The 22398-nt window shown below is 65.2% G+C and carries 20 protein-coding genes; 11 read left to right on the top strand and 9 right to left on the bottom strand.

Annotated features, from left to right (window positions below):
- Positions 1 to 16 precede the first annotated feature (16 nt).
- The gene (locus tag AC1PPK_RS04875; protein ID WP_481116718.1) at positions 17 to 1969 is read right to left on the bottom strand and encodes a PhoX family protein; all 1953 of its coding nucleotides are present in this window, start codon (positions 1967 to 1969) and stop codon (positions 17 to 19) included.
- A 132-nt stretch (positions 1970 to 2101) separates the two neighbouring features.
- Here AC1PPK_RS04875 and AC1PPK_RS04870 point away from each other — a divergent pair, with 132 nt between their 5' ends.
- The 6 genes from AC1PPK_RS04870 (at position 2102) to AC1PPK_RS04845 (ending at position 9421) form a co-directional block, all read left to right on the top strand.
- Positions 2102 to 2545: a GNAT family N-acetyltransferase gene (locus AC1PPK_RS04870; RefSeq protein ID WP_481116717.1), complete on the top strand. Its 444-nt coding sequence runs from the start codon at positions 2102 to 2104 to the stop codon at positions 2543 to 2545.
- Between the two features lie 197 nt (positions 2546 to 2742).
- Positions 2743 to 3723 (top strand): hypothetical protein, encoded by a 981-nt coding sequence (locus AC1PPK_RS04865; protein WP_481116716.1) that lies wholly within the window; start codon positions 2743 to 2745, stop codon positions 3721 to 3723.
- A 211-nt stretch (positions 3724 to 3934) separates the two neighbouring features.
- Positions 3935 to 5059, top strand: a complete 1125-nt coding sequence (locus AC1PPK_RS04860) for an ISAs1 family transposase (RefSeq protein WP_481116715.1) — start codon at positions 3935 to 3937, stop codon at positions 5057 to 5059.
- 568 nt (positions 5060 to 5627) lie between these two features.
- Entirely contained in the window at positions 5628 to 7667 is a 2040-nt protein-coding gene (locus AC1PPK_RS04855; RefSeq protein WP_481116714.1) for a methyl-accepting chemotaxis protein, read from the top strand.
- A gap of 47 nt (positions 7668 to 7714) precedes the next feature.
- Positions 7715 to 8152, top strand: a complete 438-nt coding sequence (locus AC1PPK_RS04850; RefSeq protein WP_481116342.1) for a hypothetical protein — start codon at positions 7715 to 7717, stop codon at positions 8150 to 8152.
- A gap of 42 nt (positions 8153 to 8194) precedes the next feature.
- Entirely contained in the window at positions 8195 to 9421 is a 1227-nt protein-coding gene (locus tag AC1PPK_RS04845; RefSeq protein WP_481116713.1) for a hypothetical protein, read from the top strand.
- A 111-nt stretch (positions 9422 to 9532) separates the two neighbouring features.
- Here AC1PPK_RS04845 and AC1PPK_RS04840 read toward each other — a convergent pair whose 3' ends face one another.
- The 3 genes from AC1PPK_RS04840 to AC1PPK_RS04830 all read right to left on the bottom strand — a co-directional run bounded on the left by AC1PPK_RS04840 (position 9533) and on the right by AC1PPK_RS04830 (position 12236).
- Complete coding sequence (locus tag AC1PPK_RS04840; RefSeq protein WP_481116712.1) at positions 9533 to 10477, bottom strand: PA2778 family cysteine peptidase; 945 nt, start codon at positions 10475 to 10477, stop codon at positions 9533 to 9535.
- Positions 10478 to 10605: 128 nt separating this feature from the next.
- Positions 10606 to 11007, bottom strand: coding sequence for a PA2779 family protein (locus tag AC1PPK_RS04835; RefSeq protein ID WP_481116711.1), 402 nt, complete (start codon positions 11005 to 11007; stop codon positions 10606 to 10608).
- 119 nt (positions 11008 to 11126) lie between these two features.
- Positions 11127 to 12236, bottom strand: coding sequence for a hypothetical protein (locus tag AC1PPK_RS04830; RefSeq protein ID WP_481116710.1), 1110 nt, complete (start codon positions 12234 to 12236; stop codon positions 11127 to 11129).
- A 118-nt stretch (positions 12237 to 12354) separates the two neighbouring features.
- Here AC1PPK_RS04830 and pdxH point away from each other — a divergent pair, with 118 nt between their 5' ends.
- The 3 genes from pdxH (at position 12355) to AC1PPK_RS04815 (ending at position 15975) form a co-directional block, all read left to right on the top strand.
- On the top strand, positions 12355 to 13002 hold the full coding sequence (gene pdxH / locus AC1PPK_RS04825) for a pyridoxamine 5'-phosphate oxidase (protein WP_481116709.1): 648 nt from the start codon (positions 12355 to 12357) through the stop codon (positions 13000 to 13002).
- A gap of 68 nt (positions 13003 to 13070) precedes the next feature.
- Positions 13071 to 13907, top strand: coding sequence for a phosphate/phosphite/phosphonate ABC transporter substrate-binding protein (locus tag AC1PPK_RS04820; RefSeq protein ID WP_481116708.1), 837 nt, complete (start codon positions 13071 to 13073; stop codon positions 13905 to 13907).
- A 19-nt stretch (positions 13908 to 13926) separates the two neighbouring features.
- Positions 13927 to 15975 carry a hybrid sensor histidine kinase/response regulator gene (locus AC1PPK_RS04815; RefSeq protein ID WP_481116707.1) on the top strand — a complete coding sequence of 683 codons (2049 nt, stop codon included), beginning with the start codon at positions 13927 to 13929 and terminating at the stop codon, positions 15973 to 15975.
- 18 nt (positions 15976 to 15993) lie between these two features.
- On the opposite strand, the gene AC1PPK_RS04810 is transcribed toward AC1PPK_RS04815, so the two are convergent.
- Complete coding sequence (locus tag AC1PPK_RS04810; RefSeq protein WP_481116706.1) at positions 15994 to 17307, bottom strand: ATP-binding protein; 1314 nt, start codon at positions 17305 to 17307, stop codon at positions 15994 to 15996.
- Positions 17304 to 18023, bottom strand: a complete 720-nt coding sequence (gene ompR, locus AC1PPK_RS04805; protein WP_481116705.1) for an osmolarity response regulator transcription factor OmpR — start codon at positions 18021 to 18023, stop codon at positions 17304 to 17306. The genes AC1PPK_RS04810 and ompR overlap by 4 nt, the downstream gene beginning before the upstream one ends.
- A gap of 203 nt (positions 18024 to 18226) precedes the next feature.
- On the opposite strand from ompR, the gene AC1PPK_RS04800 reads away from it, so the two are divergent.
- Together AC1PPK_RS04800 and AC1PPK_RS04795 are read left to right on the top strand one after the other, a co-directional pair.
- The gene (locus tag AC1PPK_RS04800) at positions 18227 to 18709 is read left to right on the top strand and encodes a hypothetical protein (protein ID WP_481116704.1); all 483 of its coding nucleotides are present in this window, start codon (positions 18227 to 18229) and stop codon (positions 18707 to 18709) included.
- Between the two features lie 27 nt (positions 18710 to 18736).
- On the top strand, positions 18737 to 19654 hold the full coding sequence (locus tag AC1PPK_RS04795) for an alpha/beta hydrolase (protein WP_481116703.1): 918 nt from the start codon (positions 18737 to 18739) through the stop codon (positions 19652 to 19654).
- A gap of 121 nt (positions 19655 to 19775) precedes the next feature.
- On the opposite strand, the gene AC1PPK_RS04790 is transcribed toward AC1PPK_RS04795, so the two are convergent.
- The 3 genes from AC1PPK_RS04790 to AC1PPK_RS04780 form a co-directional block, all read right to left on the bottom strand.
- The gene (locus tag AC1PPK_RS04790) at positions 19776 to 20051 is read right to left on the bottom strand and encodes a hypothetical protein (protein WP_481116702.1); all 276 of its coding nucleotides are present in this window, start codon (positions 20049 to 20051) and stop codon (positions 19776 to 19778) included.
- 243 nt (positions 20052 to 20294) lie between these two features.
- Complete coding sequence (locus AC1PPK_RS04785) at positions 20295 to 21308, bottom strand: AraC family transcriptional regulator (protein ID WP_481116701.1); 1014 nt, start codon at positions 21306 to 21308, stop codon at positions 20295 to 20297.
- 58 nt (positions 21309 to 21366) lie between these two features.
- Entirely contained in the window at positions 21367 to 22260 is an 894-nt protein-coding gene (locus AC1PPK_RS04780; protein WP_481116700.1) for a transporter, read from the bottom strand.
- Positions 22261 to 22398 lie beyond the last annotated feature (138 nt).

Below are 22398 nucleotides of genomic sequence, written 5' to 3'. Positions count from 1 at the left end.
GCAGTCGCGGAGATGCTTACTTCGCCAACTTGAACTGCTTCAGCTCGCTGGTCAGGTAGCCGACCGCGGCGCCGGACTTGTTCTTGTAGTTGGCCTTGATCAGCGGATCCAGCGTGTCCTTGACGACGTTGTGGATGCTGCCCCAGTCGCCCGGATGCTGGAAGTTGCTCATGATGTAGGTCCAGCCGTTGATCTCGTCGACCGCATGCAGGCCGGTCGATTCGCCGCCGGCGGGGATCGACATGATGCGCGACAGCGCCTTGGTGTCGATGTTGTAGGCCCACAGGAAGTTATTGACGTGCTGGCTGCTGTCCTCGCCAATGAACAGGGTGCGCATCTTCTCGGAGAACTTGAGATTGTCCGGATTGGCGACCTTGTTCGGGTTGCCGGTGTTGCCCAGCGCGTCGGCCGCGATGTCCTCGCCGACCAGCAGCGCCTTGATATCCGCCGGCATCCACTCGCTGTTGATGGCCGCGCCCTTGTCGTCCTTCAGGCCGCCCTTCAGGTTGAGCGCCATCACCGCGCCGGCCTTGAGGGCCTTGTCGATGGAGATGCCGTTGCCGGCGGTATAACCCTTGCCGCCGACGACCATCGAGTCCTGGCAGTTCTGCAGCGCAGAGTAAGCCACTTTGTCCTTGATGTTGACGGTCGTGCCTTCCATCTTCGTGAAGCCCATGCTGGCGCCTACATAGGCCGCGTAGCGATGGGTTTCCAGGAAGGCGGCGGCCTTCTCGTTGATCACCTTGATCCACTCGGTCTTGCCGTTGGAGATCACCTTCTTGAAGGTCGCGTCGGCAGGATCGACACTGCGCACATCCATGATGTCGGTCGGCTTGATGCCACCGTCCACCAGAGCCTTGATCTCGGCACTCGTCGCCGAACCCAGCTTGATCCACGACAGCGACGCCGCAGCGGCAGCCGGATCGAGGGAGAAGCCCGCCCCGACCTTGGCCACATACAGCGAACCGGCGGACAGGTCGTTCTCCTTGTCGGCGACGAACACGAAGTAGCCGCTGTTGGTCGCATCGTCGCCCATGAACACCGTGCGGCGGTCGGGCATCACCTGCACCAACTCGTGAGAGATACGGCCCAGGCAGTAGTGCTTCTTGATCGAACCGGTGCCGTCCCCATTGACGGTGACTTCCGGCAGATGGCCGTAGTGATAGGGATTGGCGGTCGCCTCGTTGCCGAACAGGTTCTTGCTGAAGGCCTTGAGCTGCGCATTGCTGGCCACGAAGGCGTCCGGCTCGTACTCCTCACTCGACAGGTGGGTGCCCCACGGCGACAGGCTGGCGCCGCAGGTGATCCACAGGCCATTGACCTTGGAGGTATCCACGTTGTGGTATTTCACCAGGGACAGCTTGCCGGTAGCCTGATCCTGGTCCAGGGTCAGCACGGCGATCGGCGACGGCAGCTTGCCGTACATGTCGGTCGTGCCGTCCTGCGCCCAGGTGGTGTACTCGAACTGCACCACGGCGAATACCGGCTTGCCCTTCACGCCGTCGACCTTCGCGCCCTCGACGGTCAACAGCGATGTGCCGTCCGGGGAATCGGAGAAGAACTGGCGCTCCTGGCCGACCACCGTCCTGTCGATGATGGGCTGGTTGTTGATGTCGTAATAGCCGCCCGCAAGGATCTTGCCGCCCTTGCCGTCGGCCACCAGATCGCCGGTGATGAAGAAAGGCTGGTAGGACAGCGTGTAGTCAAGCTTGCTCGAATCGGCAAAATTAACCGACATCACGGAACCAACCGTCGTCGTGGCCATTGCAGCCGGGTTGGCCAGCGTCGGTGCAGGCATGCTGCTGAAGCTGACGCTGGACAGCGCCACCGGCGCGTCGGAACCACCGCTGCCGCCACAACCGCCGAGGAATGCGGAAGCCCCCGCGATGGCAGAGGAAAACGGCAGCAGAGGGGCGCCCGACATGAGCTTCAAAAGGTGGCGACGGGACGAATCCGGCAGGGCTTTCATAATAGTGACGACTCCAGTGAAATTGCGTAAAGTCCGCAATCTTCACGGGCAATCATGAAAGCTTTATGAAAGCTTGGTGATAGCTTTCCCTCGTCAGCCAGAAATACTCTCCACGATCGAACCCACCCGACCATGCGACTGACCGTCCGCGAATTCGAAGAACAAGACCGCGAAGCCCTACGTGGGATCTACACCGCATCGCGCCGTGCCGCCTTCATCTGGCAGGACGCAGCCGCCCTCCAGCCCACCGATTTCGACGCCGACACCGAAGACGAATGCATCCTCGTCGCCCTGGCCGATGACGTGCCCGTCGGCTTCGCCTCCATCTGGGAGCCCGACAGCTTCCTGCACACCCTCTTCGTCCACCCCGACTTCCAGCACAAGGGCATCGGCAAGATGCTGCTCACTCACTGCTCGGCCTATTTCACCGCAGCCACGCCAACGCTGAAATGCCTCAAGGCCAATACCCCGGCCATCGGCTTCTACGCCCACCAGGGCTGGCAGGCCGTCGCCGACGGCGACTCGCCGGACGGGCCTTATCTGCTTTTTGCGCGCCCCGCTGAAGAGGAAGGATGACGGGGATCAATTCCGTCCAAATCTCGTGTAATTGATCCAATTCAATATGGCAATTACCTGCATGTGATAGCCATCCGCTTCGCACTTATTGCCACCGCAATTTTTGCATGACAATTCTCACAACCCCATTTTCATCTGACAGAAATTCACACGACAGGAGCTGCTAAGATTTTTTCTCCAAACAAAAGGCATAAAAAATGAGACAACGTTTCGCACTCCTTTCCGCACTGTTTCTTTCCACCACCTGCAGCGCCGCCACGCTTGAATCGATTCTCGAGCCCTTCCCGGTGCCGGCCACGGGGGACTACACCGCCAACGAATGGACCATGCTGAACAAGATCAAGGGCGTTAAGTGGAAGAAGAAGGAAGGACCGAACGGCCCCAACTGGGGCGAAACCAAGCTCGACAAGCTCGGCCCCGCGATGGTGTCCGCCCAGGGCCCGCGGACCATGGTGTTCGAGTTGAGCGTGTCGATATCGGAAGGCCAAGGCAAGATCTTCGAGCAGGAGCAATTCGACGACGTGCTTCGCGCGCAATTCTCGTCCGACACCAAGATCCGCAAACTGCGCGGCGTCTGCGCGGAAGACGCCGGACGGCTCAGTGGCAGCGCTGTTTATGAAGTCACGCTGAAGGACAAGAAACCGGTCTTCGCCTTCGTCTCTACAGATGCCGGCGGCAACTCGCCCAATAGCCGGACCTCCGGTTTCGATTTCTCGGTGCAGAACGAAGCACGCTGGAAATGCTCCGAACCCACACCGGAACCCCCGAAACGGACCGCAGCCGTGCGTCCGACCGCGGTTCCGGTGGCCCCGGCAGCAGCGCCGGCGCCTCAGGCAATCAAGGCCGGCAACCGGCTTTTCGGCGCCTGGAAGGCCACCCACTGCGAGTTCTATGTCAATGACCAGCTCGCCCCGATCCAGAACTGCAAGCTCAACATGGAACTGGGCTTCCGTTTCTCGCCCGACAGCTTCGAGGTCAACGCCCAGGGCCGGGACCCCGAGATCAGCCCCGCGCCCACTTATCAGGACACCCAGAACTGGGTGGACGTGACCGACGCCAGAGGCCGCATGACCCGCTTCGTACTGATCGCGCCAGACAAGGCCTATGTCGCCTCCAGTAAAAAGGACAACAAGCAGACAAAGTTCTACCTCACCAGAGTTTCATCGCTCGCCCAATGAGGGCAGCCGGACGGCACCTCCTCCGCTCAACCGGAACAGGCACCGTCCGGAATGCCAAACGCCACCCATGTCCGATCAGTCCGCCCTCGCCCGCCAGGGCAATCGCACCTACTTTGCATAGTGAAACGCCCCTCTTAAAACGCAACAAATTCGTGACGTGACTGTTCACCGCGGCCCAAATTGTGTAGTTTCCTGCCTTTTTGGGCATCCGATGAAGATGGGAAACGTCATGCCGCTGACGCAGGTATTCGTCTCGATCTCCGACCCGCGCAGTGCGCGCCATACCCGCCATGACCTGGCCGAATTGCTGACGGTGGCGGTCTGTGCGGTGCTCTCGGGCGTGGACGACTTCGTCGACATCGAGTTGTGGGCCGAAGCCAAGCTCGACTGGTTGCGCGGGTTCATCGCGCTTGAGCACGGCATCCCGTCTCACGACACGATGGGGCGCGTGTTCGGCATGATTGCCCCCGACGAGTTCGAATCCGCCTTCCGACGCTGGGTCGGCATGGTGGTGCCCGCATTGGCCGAAGAGACGGTCGTCGCCATCGACGGTAAGACCAGCCGGCGCACGGGCAGCAAGACGAAAGCCGAGGCCGCTCCGCTGCATCTGGTCAGCGCGTTCGCCGCCGGCATAGGCGTTGTATTGGGCCAGATGGCCACCGACGAGAAGTCCAACGAGATCACCGCCATTCCGGAACTGCTCGCCAAGCTGGCACTCGAGGGCTGCGTGGTGACGATCGATGCGATGGGAACGCAGACAAAGATCGCGCGCACGATTCGCGAACGGGGCGCCCACTACGTGCTGTGCGTGAAGGAGAACCATCCGAATCTGTACGATTCGATCCTGTTCGCCGGCCTCGATCCCCGAGCCCCCCTGACGCCCTGTTCCACACACGAAACCACGACCCAGGATCACGGGCGCATCGAAGTACGCCGATGCCGGGCCTATGAGGGCGTCGGCCGGCTCTACCAGAGCGACGCCTGGCAGGATCTGGCCAGCTTTGCGGTGCTCGAACGCGAGCGCACGGTCGGTGGCCACACCAGCACCGAGCGCCTCTTCTACATCAGCAGTCTGCCCGCCGATGCCGAGCGCATTGCACGGGCCGTGCGCAGTCACTGGGAGGTGGAGAATCGGCTTCACTGGTGTCTGGATGTGCAGTTCAACGAGGATCAGTCACGCGTACGCAGCGGCTACGCCGCCAACAACCTGGCCATCGTCCGCCACATCGTCATGAACCTGCTGCGACTCGATACGACGCGCAAGGCCAGCATCAAGTCCAAGCGCATGCTCGCAGCCACTGTCGATGCGTTTCGCGCCCAGCTGCTGGGGGTATGACGTTAAGGTGCGATTGCCCTGCCTCGCCCGCCTCCTAGTCCGCCATCGAAACTCTGCAACTCGATAACAACGACGTTGCCCGGCACATTGCCGACCTGCGCAGCGCACATCCGCAGTTCACCCACCAGGCCCGCCATTGATCATGGACGCACCCAGGGGGCACGGACAAAAAAAGGTCACCAAACCCGTTCGCCCCTCTCCATGCAATCCGCAAGAAATCCGGCTTATTTAGCCGAGTACGCTTGGCAAACTCCATTCCAGCTTTCTTCAAATAGAAAAAATGATAATCCGTAGTCAGTCACCTACATAAAAATCACTTTTTCCTGCAATAGTCCGGGGCCAATGAGATAAAGTATCGGGTCGCTCCAGACGCCATAAAGAAGCAGCCGGCGAGTCGAAAGGAGAATTCATATCACTTCTCCAGACAAGAGTTCTGCGCCCAGTCACTTATTGACCCGTCTGCGTCCGAAAGAATAAGAAGCCTATTCCGTGGACAATCCGTGCGCTGGATCCACCAACACGGCAATTATCCGTCTAACAAGGACAAGGAAAGAAAATGCTTGCTCGAATGAGCTTACGCAAAAAATTGCTCACGCTGAGTGCAGTGGCCATCATTGCGCTGGTCGCAGCAATCTTGTCCGGCGTGGCGGGTATCCGTGAAGGCATAGATGGAGTCAAGGAGATCGGGAGGCACAGGTTGCCGTCGGTGATAGCCATCCAGGGCATCCGCGAAATTCAGGTCGCCCTCAAATCCAGCACCTACGAAGTTGCCTTGTGGGAGAACGATGCTGACGCGCAGGATCAGTTTTCCACCATCGCCCATGACAAGGAGACATCCTGGGCGGATCTGGAACCGGTCTGGAAGCGCTACGAGTCGATCCCCCGATCGCCACAAGAAGACGCGCTCTGGCAGGCCTTTGTCCAGGAATGGAACGCCTGGAAGAAAATCGACCGGGACATCATCGACCTGATCAACAAACTCGCCGGCAACCACGACGCGGCGCGCCAGAAGGAACTCTTCCAGAAATACTACATGCTGGGAGGTGCCCAGCGGAAATCGTATCTCGCTGCCGAAAAGCTGCTCACTCAATTGGTGAACACGAATGCCGCAAATGTCGAGGCACAGACCGCTTCAGCCGAAAAAGCCACGGAGTTCGCACAAAACGAAATGATCGGTGTCGGCATTGGCGCCACCCTTGCGGTGCTGGTGCTCGGTAGCCTGGTCACCCTCAGCATTCTGCGGCAGATGGGCGGCGACCCTTCCTACGCATCCGAAATCGCCCGGCAGATTGCCGACGGTCAGCTCCACGTAGACGTGCAGGTCGCCGATGACGATCGCTCCAGTCTCCTGTTCGCCATGAAAACAATGCGCGACAAGCTCAACGTGATCCTGCTGGAGATCGAGGAGTGCAGCAGGCATATGGGCCAGTCGGCCTACCAGGTCGCGAAGATCTCGAACGAGATATCGGACGTCAGCCGTCAGCAGAGCAGCCGCTCCCATGAAGTGGCGGACGCGATGCTGCAGCTCCACCACATTTCCGAAGACGTTCAGACACAGGCCATTGCCGGAGCCAAGCGCTCCGCTCTTGTCGAAGGGCTGGCCAAGGACGGTCTGGACAACGTGCACAAGAACATCGCCTCCATGGAGGACACGAGCGCCCGCGTCATGCGCGCTGCCGACGAAATACTGGATCTGGAGGGGGCCGCCCAGCAGATCCAGTCGATTGCCAACACGATCAAGGAAATCGCCGCGCAGACCAATCTGCTGGCCCTCAACGCCGCCATCGAGGCGGCCCGTGCCGGTGAACAGGGTCGTGGCTTCGCGGTAGTCGCTGACGAAGTGCGCAAGCTGGCCGAACGCACGACCATCTCGGCCAGCGAAGTCGAGCAGATCATCGAACAGCTGTCGGGCAAAGTGCAGCAGGTGTCGGGCACCATGCATCAGGTCGTCGAACAGGTCGGACGGAACCAGGATGAGGCGCGCAAGACGAGCGGGACCATTGAAGGCATGGCCCTCAACGCCGTCGAATCAGCCCAGTCCATCCAGGGCATCGCCTCGGCCAGCCATCAGCAGCTCGACCGTTTCGCCCTCCTCGAAAATACGACCGAGACACTTTTTGCGACGCTGCGCGAAAGCGGCACCAAGGTCGAGACCACAGCAGCCATCGGCGAGGACCTGCGCGGAGTCACCCAACGGCTGCACAACATCATGACCAGCTTCAGCTTCCAGCATGGCAAGCCGATCTCCCAGGCGGTCAACGAACAAAGACGCTCGCCCCGCGCCGAACACAGCCTGCTCGTCCGGGTGAAGCAAGGCGAACAAACGCAAGACGGCATCTGCGTCGACTTCTCCCTCAGCGGCCTTCGCTTGCGTCTGGTCCAGGCTGTCGACGAGGCATCCCCCATCGAAGTAGCCGTCTTCATTCCCGACGACGACCTGGACAACTACGCCCGTCAGGCCCCCGTGCTCATCCACTGCCGCATCGTTCGCTCCGGCCGTGAAGGCGGCAAGTTCATCTACGGGGTCGAATTCACAAGAGCGGGCGGAGACGAGCAGAACGCCATCCGCCGCTGTTTCGACTTCTTCAAGAAGAACGCCAGTTTCTGATACCAGCCCGCCCGCGCGGGCAACAACAACGCACACAAGGGAGTGTCATGTTTCTAGACGGATTGCAGCGCAAGCTGCAGACGGGCCTGTGCCTGCTGGGCATTCTTGCCGCCCACGGCGCCGCGGCCGAAATGGTGGTGATCGTCGGCAAGGGCGGCCCCGATGCGATGACCAAGGAGCAGGTCGCCGATGTGTTCCTCGGCAAGGCCGCCAGCCTGCCCGGCGGCGCGGCCGCCGCACCGCAGGACCAGCCCGAGGCGAGCCCGCTGCGCGACGAGTTCTACACCAAGATCACCGGCAAGTCCGCCGCCCAGGCCAAGGCCTACTGGTCCAAGCTGGCCTTCACCGGCAAGGGCACGCCACCGCCCGAGGCGGCCAACAGCGCGGCGGTCAAGAAGGCCGTCGCGGCCGCCCCCGGCGGCATCGGCTACGTCGAGAAAGCCGCCGCCGACGCCACCGTCAAGGTCGTCCTGACCGTCCACTGAGGCCGCGCCGCGTCCTTTACCGAATTCGCATCTGGAGGTTCCATGTCTTTCCGCAACATCCCCTGCGCCGCGGCCCTGTCCGTGGCGGTACTGCTGTGCGCCAGTGCGCCGGCGTCGGCCGTCGAAGTGGGCGGCGTCGATTTCGCCGGCTCCGGCTTCATGACCCTCGGCCTGGGCCACATGCTGGGCGGCACCCCGGGTACCGTCAGCGACTTCAAGAAGCCGGTCTTCGTTTCCGACTACGCCCAGGGCGGCGTCTATGAGGGCAAGGGCGGCGTGCAATGGAAGCCCGACTCCAAGCTCGGCGTGCAGGGCGTCGCCACCTTCCCCGACCGGCGCTTCTCGGTCACCGGCCAGCTGGTCTCCCGCGGCGCCCGCGAGGGGGCCATCAACCTCGAATGGCTCTACGCCAGCTTCAAGGTGAACGACAGCTTCACGCTGCAGGCTGGCCGCAAGCGCATCCCGATGTTCTACTACTCGGACACCCAGGACATCGGCGTGGCCCTGCCGTGGACCCACTTGCCGCCGCAGCTGTATGGCTGGGAAGCGGTCAACTACAACGGCATGAACCTGGCCTATCGCGGCCAGTGGAGCGGCTGGGACGCCAACGCCAACCTGCTCGCCGGCTACGAGGCGAAGGACCGCAGCGGCTACTGGAAGGTCTACCGCGGCCGCAACAACCGCACCGATGTGCGCTGGGACAACATTGTCGGCGGCGACCTGACCCTCACCCGGGACTGGTTCGAGACCCGCCTCGTCTATCTGCAGTCGAAGGTCCGCCAGAAGAATGTCAGCGGTTCCCTCGATGCCGATCCGAGCTCGCCGACCTTCGGCAGCTACATTGACCCCGATACGTCCTTCAGCTCGCCGGCCGGCAAGCAGCAGATCTACGGCGTGAGCTTCAACGTGGATTACGAGAACGTGCTGGTGCGCAGCGAGTTCATCCGCATCGCCCACAACGATGTGATGGGCTACACCGACCGCGCGCAGATCCTGGGCGTCGGCTACCGCCTCGGCAAATGGACGCCGATGGTCACCGTGTCCAACTACCGCAGCCAGGCCGAGATCTCCGCCGGCGCCGACCCGGACGGCCAGGAAGCCCACCGCACCGAGTCCCTCACGCTGCGCTACGACCTGACCACCTCCAGCGCCGTCAAGGTCCAGCTCGACTTCCAGAAGGACCGCAGCGGCCCCAACTACACCGTGGACGGCTTCAACCGTTTCGGCAACGCACGACTGCTCACCGCAACCTACGACGTGGTGTTCTGACCGGCACCGGTAGAAGGTGCGGCGGCGCTGGCAGACGACACGCGCGGGCGCTGACCCGCAGCGGCACCCTTGCAGCCCAAGGGGTGGTACGCATGAAAGGTCTGAGCGCCGCTAGCGGCCGATGCGCTTGAGGGTGTCCTGTGCCGCGTCTGCCGCCGGGCCGCCGAGCTCGACAGCGCGCTGGGCGGCTTTGCGGGCCTCGACGGGGCGCCTCAGCTCCAGCAACACGTTGGCCAGGTTATTCCACGCGGCCGCTGCGTCGTGGCGTCTGGCCGCGTCGCGGAAGGCGGCTTCCGCCCCGCGCAGGTTGCCGATCTGGTACTGGCTGTTGCCGAGGCCCATCGCCAGCGTCAGGCTATCCGGCCAGCGGGCCAGCGCGGCCCGGTAGGCCGGCACCGCACGCCCGGCCGGCGCCGCCTTCTCGAAGGCCACCAGCGCGCGGGTCGTCAGCGCCTCATCGGCCGTCGCGGCAAGCTGGCCCGGCGGCACGACGACGAAGGCCCATTTGCCAGCCCGCTCCCAGGTCAGCTCAAACGTCCGGAAAGGCATCACCTGGCGCTCCATCGGGCCGGAGCGCAGCAGGAAGGACTCGTCGTCCAGGTCGTAGCCGATCACCACCGCGTAATGCCAGGTCGGCGCCCACGACAGCCCCAGATTGAGCAACACGACCACCGGATGCCCTGCCGCCGTCTCGCGCATCAAGGCCTCCAACGTGCCGGGGATCTCCACCGCCAGCGCCCCCTGGCGCCGCGCGCCGGCCAACATCTCGATCTGCAGCGAACCCAGCCGTCCCGGCAGGAAGACCTGCCCGGCCAGCGCCTGCGGCGTGACGCCGAAGCCGTTGGCCCCCAGCGCCATCGCCAGCGCCGCCGGCCCGCACTGGTAATCCTCCTGCGCGTAATACGGCACCGCGGCCAGCTCAACCCGCGGCGGCACCCCGGCCGGCCGCGCCGCCCGCAAGGCCGCCGTCTGCGTCGCACACCCGCTCAGCCCGAGCACCGCCAGCGCACCAGCCGCACCAAGCAAACGCCGCCGTTTTTTAAAAATGTCACTCATGGGTTCGTAATTTGGCGAAGAAATCGTAGCGAGCAGGCCCGAGGTCGCGACGAGGAGCGCAGCCGTACAAGAGTACGGCGAGCACCGCAATCGCGAGATCGGGTCGCGCAGTAGATTTATTCGTCAAATCAGCGGATGGAGCGGGTGAAGGGGTAGACCTTCGTGAAGCCGAGGATGTCAGTCACCAGCAGCAGCAGGAACAGGAAGATGATCACCTCAATGAAACCGCCGGCCGGCGCCTTGTCCATCTGCGTGGCGAGGCGGCTGGCATCCTCGTCGGTCAGCGCGGCGACGCGCTCGCGGGCATCCGCCGCCTTGACGCCCATGCTCTCCAGACGAGACTGCACGTCGGCACGGTCGAGCAGCTCGTTCAGGTGGGCGCGCGCCTCGGCGCCGCTGCGGGTTGTGCCCTGGCTGGCCTGGGCGACCTGCTCGGTGCCGATCATGGTGGCCTGGGCGGTCTGCACGAAGGCCACGTGAGTGGTACTGACGATAAGCAGGGCAGCAAGAGTCTGCTTGAGGCGTTTCATTGTGGTTCTCCTTGGGATCATGGAAGGCCCGCATGGCAGGCAGTGCTTCATGCTGGCAGGCCGGTCCACGCTTCTTCAAGGTCGATCCTGTAACAACACATTTTGGGTAGTGGCATCCATCACAGGGCGGCCCGCCCCCGCGCGATGGCCTCGACGATGCCGCGGCGGGCCCGCGCACGACGCAACAGGTTCGCGGCCTCCCCCTCCCGCTCCAGCCATTCGCGGAAGCGCCTGAGGCCGAGGCGGATGGCGCCTTCCTCGACGCAGTGGGACAACAGCACAAGCTGGGTCTGCATGACGTCCTCGGCGGCGAACACGCCGAACTCGGAGGCCACCGCCACCGCGTTGCTGGTACCGAGCAACCTGAGGGCCTGGGATTCAGTGACGCCCCGGTGGCAGGCGATCACATGCAGCGGCCCGACGGCGTCCACCTCCGTCAGCAGCGCCGCGTAGTCGTGGTCCTGGTAGAAGGGCTGGCCGACCCGTTCCCGCGCCGCCGCCACGCCCAGCGCTGCCGGGATCGCCTCGACGCGCAGCAGCAGGCGGGCCGGTGCCAGTCCAGACAGGCCCAGGCCGGACAACACGACGCCGTCCTCCGCCACCTCGCCATCCAGCGCCTCGACGAGGGCCGCGCGCATCGCCTCGGCGCGCCCCGGCAGATCGAGGCGCGCCCAGTCCAGCGCCGCCCCCTGGTCGACGCGCCGCCCGGCAGGCCGCGCACCGCGCTTGGCCAGCTCGACGGCCCGCTGCAAAACCAGGCGCAGCGCGGCGTCGAACAGCGCGTCGCGATCAGCCACCCGCGTGTGGATCAGGCGCCGGGCGGCAACGTACTGTTGAAACACCTTGTCACGATGTTCCACCGCCGGAAAGGTCGGTTCCAGTGAAATCACCGACACCACGTCGCGCCGATGGGTGAGGGCTTCCTGCAGTTCGGCGTGGCAGATGCCGATTTCGCTGCCGTGGTCCGCGCTGCCGGCCTCACCGGTATATAGCGCCAGCACGATGTCGGCCTTGGCGATCTCCTCCAGCGAACCTTCGAGGATGGTCTTGCCGGCCGGCTCCGGATCGTCCTCGTGGATCCACACCTCGAAGAGCTGATGCCCGCCAACGCGGATGCCCTCGATACGCGCCTTGAGTTCCAGGCGCAGGTCGGTCAGCAACTCACCGCCGAACACGGGCGACAGCGCTCGGCTGGAGAACATCACGCGGAGACGGGGAACAGCGGCCATCGACGGGCTCCTCGGACGGGAGCACTCACGATACCACCGCGCCATTTCCGCGGGCAGCCCGGCCAACATGCCCGCGAAGTGCCACAATTCCACATCTCCACCGCTGTCCCAAGCCGCAATGAATGACGATCCCAAACTTGCCAACCTGCGCAAGAGCTACGAACACGGCAGCCTCGACGACCACGAGGCGGCCGACTCCCCGCTGAAGCAGTTTGTCGCCTGGCTGCAGGAAGCGCTGGACAGGGGCCTGCCGGAACCCAATGCGATGACCGTCGCGACGGTCGGCGCCGACGGGCGGCCGTCCACCCGCATCGTGCTGATCAAGGGCTACGACGCGCGCGGCATCGTCTGGTACACCAACTACGCCAGCCGCAAGGGCCGGGAACTGGAAGCCCATCCCTTCGCTGCGCTGCAGTTCCATTGGGTCGAGCTGGAACGGGTGGTGCGCATCGAGGGCCGCGTCGAGAAGGTCTCCGCCGAGGAGTCCGATGCCTACTTCGCCAGCCGCCCGCTGAGCCACCGCGTCGGCGCATGGGCCTCGCCGCAGAGCGAGCAGATTGCCGGCCGTGGCGTACTGGTCGCCCGCGCCGCCGAATACGGCCTGCGCTTCGGCCTCAACCCGCCGCGCCCACCCCACTGGGGCGGCTTCCGGCTGGTGCCGGACTACTGGGAATTCTGGCAGGGCCGCAGCTCGCGCCTGCACGACCGCATCGCCTACCGCCTGCAGCCGGACGGCGGCTGGTACAAGGTGCGGCTGGCGCCATGAGGCACGCCAAGGCAACGCCGGGATTGAATGTCTATAATCGGCGGCGCCTCCCTTTGCTGAGATCCGACATGTTTGTCCGCTTCGCCACTGTCCTCGCCCTGGCCCTGGGCATCGCCACCGCCCATGCCGAGGAGACGGTCTACCGCTTCTCGCCGGTCAACCAGTGGGACATCAACAAGACGGCCGCCTACTGGAACCCGATCATCCAGTACGTCTCGGAGAAGAGCGGGGTCAGACTGCAGCTCAAGATCGGCCGCACGTCGGCCGACACCACCAGCTACGTACTGGCCCAGGAAGTGGAGTTCGTGTTCACCAACCACCTGTTCAGCCCCGAGCGCGAATCCCTGGGCTGGAAGGTCTTCGGGCGGCGCAACGCGCCACCGCTGCGCGGCCAGATCGTTGTGCCGGCCGACTCGCCGATCACCCGCATCGAGGAGCTCAAGGGTCAGGAAGTGGCTTTTGCCGGCCCCGAAGCCTTCATCGGCTACAAGGTGCCGTACGCCTACCTGCTGTCGAGGGGCGTGGACGTAAAGACCGTCTTCGGCGGCAACCAGAACGCGGCGATGGCCCAGCTGTTCGCCGGCAAGGCCAGAGCAGTGGGCAGCAACTCCATGCTGGTGGAAGGCTACGCCAACCGGGAAGGCAAGAAGTTCCGCGTGCTATGGACCTCCGAGCCCTACCACGACCTGGCGCTGATGGTCTCCGGCCGGGTGCCCGACAAGGACTTGAAAGCCGTCTCGGCGGCCTTCCTCGGCATGCACAGGGATCCTCACGGCCAGGAGATCCTGCACCGCGCATCCCAGGAAGTCGGCCTCGGCAGCGACGCCTACTTCATCCCCGCCAGCGGCGCGGACTATGTGTCGTATCGCAAGTTCTACCAGAGCGCCCCCGCCGCCCTGCGCTGACGGATAAAGACCCCGGCCCATGGGCAAGCTCTCGAGGCTGCTGCCGCAGTCACTGGTCACACGCATCTACGCGCTGTACTCGGTTGCGCTGCTGTTCTTCATCGGCGGCGGGCTCGTCATGTTCTACCAGTACCAGTTCGCTCAGGAACTGGAAACCGCCCAGCAGTCGGCCACGATGCTGATCGAGGTGACTGCCCAGACCATCACCGACAGCGCGGTGATCGGCGACTACGACACCATCCAGCGCACCCTCGACAAATCCATCCTCGGTTCCCAGTTTGCCTCCGCCACCTTCATCGATCTGGCCGGCGGCGGCCTGCGCAGCGTCAACCGGGACAAGCCACCGGTCACACCGCCGGACTGGCTGCGCAAACGCGTTGCCGCCGACCTCTACGAAGTCAATCGGAACATCTCGGCCGGCGGCCGCGACTACGGCGTACTACGCCTCGAATTCGACGTGGACATGATCGCCGGCGGACTGTGGCGGCTGTTCCGCACGGCGCTGCTGCTGACCCTGCTGGGCTTCACCGGCGGCCTCGTACTGATCTGGTTCCCCCTCAAGCTGTGGCTGGGCAGCCTGGGCCGCGTGAAGGGCTTCGACGAAAGCCGGCACGAAGCGCGCGTGCCCCAGGACGACGAGGAACTGCTCGCCGACCTGCCGCTGGAATTCCGCCCGATGTTCGACGTGCTCAACCAGACCGCCGCCCGCCTGCAGCAGGAACTCAGCCAGCGCGAGAAGGCGCTGACCTCCCTGCGCGAGGTACTGGCCGGCCTGCAGGCTCTGCCCAGCCCGGCGCCGAGCACGCCATCCGACCAGGACATCGAGGCGGTGACCGCCGCCATCGGCCGGCTGGTCGCCGAACGGGAGGCCGGCCGCCTCGCGCTGGAACAGGCCCGCGACGCCGCCGAGGCCGCCAACCGCGCGAAGAGCGATTTTCTGGCCAACATGAGCCACGAGATCCGCACACCGATGAACGGCATCATCGGCATGACCGAGCTGGCCCTCGACACCCGGCTCGACGACGAACAGCGGGACTACCTGAACATCGTCCGCTCCTCCGCCGGCGCATTGCTGACCATCATCAACGACATCCTGGACTTCTCGAAGATCGAGGCCGGCAAGCTGGCCATCGAGAACATCGACTTCGACCTGCGCGAACTGCTGCGGGACGCGCTGCGCCCGGTCACGCTGCAGGGCGAGGAGAAGGGCCTGCAGGTACGCTTCCAGGTGGCCGACGACGTGCCGCGCATGCTCGGCGGCGACCCGCTGCGGATCCGCCAGGTGCTCATCAACCTGCTCAGCAACGCGGTGAAGTTCACCGAGGCCGGTGAGGTGGCGGTAAAGGTCGGCCGCGGCGACGGCCAGGAACTGCAGTTCTCGGTGCGTGACACCGGCATCGGCATCGCCGCGGCGGCCCAACGACACATCTTCGACGCCTTCTCCCAGGAAGATACGTCGATCACCCGCAAGTTCGGCGGCACCGGCCTGGGTCTGTCGATCTGCAGCCGCCTGATCGAGCTGATGGGCGGCCGTATCTGGGTGGTCAGCGCGCCGGGCGCAGGCTCGACCTTCCACTTCACGCTGCCCTGCCGGACGGCTGCCGCAGCCGACACCGCCGCGCCTGCCAGCGCAGCGGCCACACCGCCGGAAGAGGCGGCCGCCAGCGGCGCGCGGGTCCTGCTCGTCGAGGACAACCCGGTCAATCAGCGCCTCGCGCAGGTCTTGCTGCAGAAGCGCGGCTACGCGGTGAGCCTGGCGGAGAACGGCGCCGACGCGGTGAACATGGTCGGAGCCGGCCATTTCGACGTGATCCTGATGGACATGCAGATGCCGGTACTCGACGGCCTCGAAGCCACCCGCCAGATCCGCAGCCTGGAACAGGCGGCCGGGCAGCCGCGGGTGCCGATCATCGCGATGACCGCCAACGCGATGAACGGCGACCGGGAACGCTGCCTCGACGCCGGCATGGACGACTACCTGACCAAGCCGATCAAGGCCCAGGAACTCTACGAACGCATCGAGGCCACGCACAACGAGAAAACCGTGGCTCAAGCCCAGGGCGGCTGATGCCGGCCACGGAAGTGATCACGTTACGCTCGCCAGCGGCAGCACGAGCCGCGCCTCAAGGCCGTCCCGATTGATCAGTTCCAGACGCCCCCCTTCCAAGGCCATGACGCGCTCGACAATGGCCAGCCCCAATCCCGCCCCGCCTGGGCCACCGCGAGCCTGGTCCAGGCGGGCAAAAGGTTGTCGCATCGCGCTCAACGCCTCCTCAGGAATCCCGGGCCCCTGGTCGCGTACGGTGATGAGCAATGTATCCACGCCGGTACCCACGGACATCCACACCGTGGCATCGCTGTATTTCAGCGCGTTTTCCACCAAATTGACCACCGCCCGTCGCAAAGCCAGCGGCCGGCAAACCAGGGTCGGGAGTGTACTCGCCGGTCTCTCCACGATGAGACGTGGCGTTGCCAAGCTGGCGGCGACATCGCCCACCAGTTCGTCCACGTCGCACGGCACACGGGGCTCTTCCGCCCCCAGACGGGCAAAATCGATGAACTGTTCGATGATCTGCTCCGCCACCCCGATATTGCGCACCATGCCCCGGAGCAATTCGTCTTCGCCTTCCACGTCTAGGATTTCCGCCGCCAGCCGCAATTTTGCGAGTGGCGTCCGCAGGTCGTGGGACAGCCCCGCCAACATCAGCGCCCGCTCCTTCTCGTTGGCCTCCAGTTGGCGCACCATGCCATTGAAGGCCATCGCCAAGCCAGCGATCTCGGTGGGCGCGGCCGCGATATGGATCACCGGGTATTCGCCGGCCGCCAGACGCTCCGCTGCCTGCTGGAGGAGCGCCAGTGGGCGGTGAAGGTGACGCTGAATCAGCGTTGCACCAAGGATCGCCAGCGCGCCGGCGCCGACCATTACCCCCAGGACCAGCCTGCTGCGCTCCGCGGCCAGACCGCCGGCCTCCAGCCCCAGCCACCAGGACTCGCCACCCAGGTCGGTACGAACCCACAGGAGAGAAGGCGGCCCCGCCGACCAGCCAAGGCGGACATCCGGCCCCAAGCGTGCCTGCAGGCGCTCAAGCGCCCACCGCATCAGCAGCGTGGGAGGGGTAACCAATCCTTCGGGTTGCCCCTGCGAGACCCACGCCGACGCATTCTGCCGCCCCAGATCGGCGAGGAAGCGCTGCCGCTCGGCGACGCTCATGTGGGCCACGGCCCCCGACAACAGATTCAGGTAACGCAGGGTGACCTCACTCATCCGTTCGATACGGGGCTTCTGGACGAAGACGTAGTAAGCCGTGACAACGCCGCACTCGGCACACAGGATCAAGCAGATGATCAGCAGCACATGACGGCCAAAGAGGCTCCGGGGCCAGCCGAAGCGCCGCGTCACGGTGGGGTCTCCCGATCACCGACAAAGACATAGCCCGCCCCCCAGACGGTACGGATGTAACGCGGCGTGGCAGGATCCTCCTCAAGAACCCGGCGCAGGCGCAGAACCTGCACATCCACGCTACGCTCACTGTTGTCCTTGCGAGATCCGAAGGCCAGATCGAGCAGGCGCTCCCGCCCGAGGGGTCGGCCCGGGTGCTTCGCCAATACCTGCAGCAGGGCAAACTCGCCGGAGGTAAGCGTCACCTCCCGGCCATCCCGACTCAACCGGCAGGCACCCAGGTCAAGGACGAAGGGACCGAAACGCACCACGCCGTCGCCCGCCAATGACGCACTGCCGCGGGCCAGTTGCTGACGGCGCAACAAGGCCCGCAGCCGGGCCGCCAGTTCGCGGGGCTCAAAGGGCTTAGGCAGATAGTCATCGGCCCCCATCTCAAGCCCGATGATGCGCTCCACGGCATCGCCGCGGGCCGTAAGCATCAGGATCGGGATAGCCTCCCCGTTGGCCCGCAGGCGTCGGCAAATGGACAACCCGTCCTCACCGGGCAACATCAGGTCAAGCACCAGAGCGTCATAGGGTTCCCGGGCCAGCAGACGGTCGAGCTGCTCACCGTCGGACACTTGGCGCACCTCGAAGCCCTGACTACTTAGGTAGCGCTGCAGCAGCGCGCGCAGTTCAGCTTCATCGTCGAGGACCAGGATGCGGGCATTGGGCATGGCGGAACTGGATTTGGGTAGAGTCACCATTGTGCCGCCGGCCGGTATTGAAGGTGCAGGCAAGCGGCGCCACGGGTTTATTGCAAACGATGACAAAAGCGACGAAGCATCACAAAACCTAACGAACGGTGCCACCGCCAGAATCGCCTGCACCCGGCGACCGGGCTAGAGTATTGGCATACCCCCTTTCCAAGGAGTACGTCATGTCCGTAACGCTTCCCCGGTTTGCGGCCCTTGCGGCCCTGAGCCTTGCCCTCGGCCTCACGACGGCAGCCCACGCCGGTGAGCGCATCACCCGCTTCCATGGTGCCGATGGCGGTGCCGTCGTCCACGGACGCGTCACGCATGGCGACGGAGCCGGCAACCGGGAATCGTTCCGTGGCGGCGCCTTCCGGGGCACCGAAGGTCGCCAGGGCATGCGTGCCAGCCACCTTACCCGCAATGCAGACGGCAGCGCTGAACGCACGGGAGGCTTCGCAGCCAGCGGCCCCAACGGTTCGGTACGCAGCCAGGGCAGCATGACACGCAGCACCGACGGCGACATCAGCGGTCAGCGCACGACGACCGGCACCGGCTCACAGGGTAATACTTACCAGGGCAGCACGACCTACAGCCGGAGCGACGGCGTGAGCCACACGGCAACCTGCAGCGACCCTAGCGGCACCCCGATTCCGTGTTCGCGCTGACCCAAGGCCACCATGAGGAATGCCCCGATGAAGCCCGTCGCCCGCCGCCTGTGTGCGGCCCTCGCCCTTGCCATCTTGGCGCCCGCCGCCGACGCCGGTCCGCTGCTCGAGCGCCTGCGCGAACGGCAAGCGGCCCGCGCCAGTGCAACAAACGCGTTGCCCGCCGGCGTCCGCAAGCTGACCGACGTCGCCTACGGTGCCGATCCGGCCCAGACGATGGACGTGTACATTCCGGCCGAGGCCCACGACGCACCGGTGATCTTGATGGTCCATGGCGGTGCCTGGGCCATCGGCGACAAGGCCATGGAGCGCGTGGTGGACGCCAAGGTGACACGCTGGGTAACGCGCGGCATCGTCTTCATCTCGATCAACTACCGCATGCTGCCGCAGGCCGGCGTCGACGTGCAGCTGAGCGATGTGGCGCGGGCTCTGGCGATGGCCCAGCAAAAGGCCGTGGCCTGGGGCGGCGACCCTCAGCGCTTCGTGCTGATGGGCCACTCCGCCGGCGCCCACCTGGCCGCTCTGCTGGCGGTCTCGCCGTCGGCCCGCTTCACGCCGCAACCGCTGCCCGTACTCGGCACAGTGGCGCTGGACAGCGCCGCGATGGACGTGGAGGCGATCATGAACCAGCGCCATCTGCGCCTCTACGACCGCCCCTTCGGCACCGACCCGTCCTACTGGCGCGCCCTGTCGCCCTACCACGCATTGACGCCGGGCGCCGCGCCGCTGCTGGCAGTCTGCTCGACCCGACGGGAAGACTCCTGCGAGCAGGCCCGGCGCCTCGCCGGCCGCGCCGACGAGCTGGGCATGCAAGTGCAGGTGCTCGGCGAGGATCTGTCCCACGGCGACATCAACAGCCAGCTGGGCCTCGACAACGCCTATACCCGCGCCGTGGAACACTTCATGGCCAGCCTCGACCCGGCCCTGGCGCACCGCCTCCCATAAACGCAGATTCATCCATCTGCAGCCGCAACCTGAAATCCCGCACCTCAAAAAGCAGATCGGCCATCGCGGACGATACGCCCGCGATGGCCGATGGAAGCGGGCTGCCAGCGGCAGCGGCGCGTCAGCAGCCCCTTGCAGCCGCGGTCTGGCCGCAGGCCAGCTTGGTGGGCACGGCAACGGCCGGAGCCTGCTCGATGCTGCGGTTGGCCGCCACCGGCTGGGCGCGCGGACCGTAGCTGACCGGCTGGACGACAACCTGAGCCTCGCCGCTGGCGAGGGCGGCGCGCTTCAGCTGGCGGCCATGTTCGATCAGGTACCAGTCGGGACCGGCAAAGGCGGTGGTAGCCGCGAACGCACCCAGCAGGGCAAGCGCGAGGCTGACAAAACGGCGGAACATGAGACGAATCCTTTCTCCGATAAAAATCACTAGGCGATCAGCATCTGTTCCGCGGTGCCGGTTCTGTCGCCGACAACCTGCAGGAACAAGAAACCAACCGCCTGCATGTTCCGTACCAGTTATATAAATTTTGTTATATCAACTATTAGAGCGCGCTCAACGGTTTTGTGGCAGACATGAACGTGCCACTTTGTAATAAACCACACCAGGATTGTGGTTTTTGACCCATTGCGGCGGCGCGCATCAGCGCCCCATGCGCCGCAAGGTGTCAGACGGGTTCTCGGCAAAGCGCGCCCGGTAGCGCGCCGCAAAGACACCGAGACTGTAATAGCCCCACTGCTCCGCAATCGCCGCGACAGTGCTCTCCGGCGGGGCCGCCAGCAGAGCCTGGCGCACGCCCTGCAGGCGCGCCTCACGCAGGAAGACCATCGGCGTGGTGCGGCGGAACTCCCGGAACGCGCCGCTGAGCGCCCGCACGCTGATCCCCACCGCCGCCGCCACAGCGCTCAGGGTCGGCGCCTCGCGGGCATGCTCGCGCATGTACTGCTCGGCCTGGCGTACGTAGCGCGGCGCCAGCGCGCACGGGCGGGCCGGCAGCTCGCCCCAGCGGCGGGTCCACTCCATCAGCATCTGGGTGCCGAGCATCTCCTCCAGCTGGCGCCCCAGCGGCCCCTCGCTGACCTGGCGTGGATACTCCGCCACGCAGCGGCAGCAGTAGGCGAGCAGCGCATGCCACGGCGAACCGGCGCCGCCGAAGCGGATCTTCAGGCGCCACAAGGCGTCGTGAGCCGGCTGGCCGGTCCACCGCAGGTAGAGCTCCTCCAGGTAGCGGTGCGGGAAGGTGATGTTCACCTGCAGGTGGTCCGGATCGAAATCGGCCCAGTATTCGGTGCGGCTGGTATCGACGAGAAAACTCTCGCCGGCTGCGGTCTCTGCCGGCTCGTGGCTGTCCACCCAGTGCCTGCCGGCGCCGCGCACGGTGGTCAGCGCCATGCCCATCCCGGCCCCTTCCGAGAAGTCGCTGAGATGGACGGGAATGCCATAGGAGAAGCGGCTGAGGATCATGCTGCCGATATGCACCGCGTGCAGGTCGGAGCTCGGCACCAGGATGTTGCCGGTGGGGCGCACCGAATAAGGCATGTAGACGCGCCGGGTCCACGCCTCCAGCTCGTCGAAGTCGCGGGTGACGATCAGTTGGTGGGCGTCGGTCGGCCGTCCGCCGGCGTCCACGACGAGGGCATTGCACAGGCTTTCCATGGCAGCTCCCAAGACCTTGCGACCGCCCCGGGCGGCGCTCCCGGGGCGAAGGGCGAACTCAGAACACTTTCAGCAGGCGCAGGTTGAGCCGCGCATCCTCCTTGACGCCGCTGCGGACGGACAGATCCCGCCCCAGCGAGGTCAGCACCTGCCAGCCCGGCGCCACGAAATGGGCCACGCTCAGCAAGGCCTTGGTACGGCGCTGGCGGTCGCCCTGGGCGACGCCGTCGATCTCCGTCTCGCCGCCACCTGCCTGGGACAGCATGCCGCCCACCCACGTAGCAGCGCCGAGATTGTAGCGAAGGTGGGACTGCAGCTCCCAGGCCGGGCGCTGCCGGAGCGTCGCGCCGGTGGAGCCATAGTCGCCGTTGCGGCCGAAGACCTGGCCGTCGGCGATCAGATCCAGCGTAAGGCGTTCCGACAAGGGCGTGATCCAGCCCGTCTGCAGCGCGAACTTCCAGCGGTTCTCGCCGAAGGGATTGAGCGGCGCGTTGCGGTCGTAGCGGCCGGTGGGCAGCCACAACCACGGCGTCACCGCGAAGGCGCGGCGGCCTTCCGGGTCCTTCATCAGGTGGATGGTGGACGCCAGGATCAGGTCGCCGACGCCATTGGTGGCGTCCACGCCGGCCAGATCGCCGCCGGTATGCACGCGGCCGAAGGGCAGCAGGAACTGGGGCGCCATGGTGAGGCCGCCGATGTCCACATAATGCACGCCGCGCAGGATACCCACGTCCGCCTCGACGCGGGCCTGATCAGCCACCTTCCTGCCGCCGGCGTAGAGCTGGCGGCCCTCGGTATGCTGGTAGTAGCCGACGGCGAGGCTGGTGCCAACCGGCAGGTAGGTGTAGTCGCCGGCATCGATGGTCACGGCACAAGCCAGCCCAGGCAGCGCGAGGGCCACGGCGCAGGCAGCAGCGTGCCAGCGACGGCCCATGGGGGTACGTCGTTTCATGTCTCCAACTCTCCTCTGGTGGCGGCGGCAGTCTCTCGCGTTCGGGACGGCCTGACGCCCTGGGGCCTACTGTGGCAGGCCCCGGATCGGGTCTTGTCTCAATCCGGCAGTCGCCTGTCGCACGCCGGCAATTTTTCG

The sequence above is a fragment of the Zoogloea sp. JDB1 genome (genome assembly GCF_056724025.1).
This window is presented reverse-complemented; position numbering and strand designations above follow the sequence as displayed.

Excerpts from the sequence above, each read along its gene's own strand:
- AC1PPK_RS04875 (WP_481116718.1), bottom strand. The coding sequence starts at position 1,969 with ATGAAAGCCCTGCCGGATTCGTCCCGTCGCCACCTTTTGAAGCTCATG.
- AC1PPK_RS04840 (WP_481116712.1), bottom strand. The coding sequence starts at position 10,477 with ATGAGTGACATTTTTAAAAAACGGCGGCGTTTGCTTGGTGCGGCTGGT.
- AC1PPK_RS04865 (WP_481116716.1), top strand. The coding sequence starts at position 2,743 with ATGAGACAACGTTTCGCACTCCTTTCCGCACTGTTTCTTTCCACCACC.
- AC1PPK_RS04795 (WP_481116703.1), top strand. The coding sequence starts at position 18,737 with ATGAAGCCCGTCGCCCGCCGCCTGTGTGCGGCCCTCGCCCTTGCCATC.
- AC1PPK_RS04855 (WP_481116714.1), top strand. The coding sequence starts at position 5,628 with ATGAGCTTACGCAAAAAATTGCTCACGCTGAGTGCAGTGGCCATCATT.
- AC1PPK_RS04860 (WP_481116715.1), top strand. The coding sequence starts at position 3,935 with ATGAAGATGGGAAACGTCATGCCGCTGACGCAGGTATTCGTCTCGATC.
- AC1PPK_RS04815 (WP_481116707.1), top strand. The coding sequence starts at position 13,927 with ATGGGCAAGCTCTCGAGGCTGCTGCCGCAGTCACTGGTCACACGCATC.
- pdxH (WP_481116709.1), top strand. The coding sequence starts at position 12,355 with ATGAATGACGATCCCAAACTTGCCAACCTGCGCAAGAGCTACGAACAC.
- ompR (WP_481116705.1), bottom strand. The coding sequence starts at position 18,023 with ATGCCCAATGCCCGCATCCTGGTCCTCGACGATGAAGCTGAACTGCGC.
- AC1PPK_RS04785 (WP_481116701.1), bottom strand. The coding sequence starts at position 21,308 with ATGGAAAGCCTGTGCAATGCCCTCGTCGTGGACGCCGGCGGACGGCCG.
- AC1PPK_RS04850 (WP_481116342.1), top strand. The coding sequence starts at position 7,715 with ATGTTTCTAGACGGATTGCAGCGCAAGCTGCAGACGGGCCTGTGCCTG.
- AC1PPK_RS04820 (WP_481116708.1), top strand. The coding sequence starts at position 13,071 with ATGTTTGTCCGCTTCGCCACTGTCCTCGCCCTGGCCCTGGGCATCGCC.
- AC1PPK_RS04790 (WP_481116702.1), bottom strand. The coding sequence starts at position 20,051 with ATGTTCCGCCGTTTTGTCAGCCTCGCGCTTGCCCTGCTGGGTGCGTTC.
- AC1PPK_RS04800 (WP_481116704.1), top strand. The coding sequence starts at position 18,227 with ATGTCCGTAACGCTTCCCCGGTTTGCGGCCCTTGCGGCCCTGAGCCTT.
- AC1PPK_RS04870 (WP_481116717.1), top strand. The coding sequence starts at position 2,102 with ATGCGACTGACCGTCCGCGAATTCGAAGAACAAGACCGCGAAGCCCTA.
- AC1PPK_RS04830 (WP_481116710.1), bottom strand. The coding sequence starts at position 12,236 with ATGGCCGCTGTTCCCCGTCTCCGCGTGATGTTCTCCAGCCGAGCGCTG.
- AC1PPK_RS04835 (WP_481116711.1), bottom strand. The coding sequence starts at position 11,007 with ATGAAACGCCTCAAGCAGACTCTTGCTGCCCTGCTTATCGTCAGTACC.
- AC1PPK_RS04780 (WP_481116700.1), bottom strand. The coding sequence starts at position 22,260 with ATGAAACGACGTACCCCCATGGGCCGTCGCTGGCACGCTGCTGCCTGC.
- AC1PPK_RS04845 (WP_481116713.1), top strand. The coding sequence starts at position 8,195 with ATGTCTTTCCGCAACATCCCCTGCGCCGCGGCCCTGTCCGTGGCGGTA.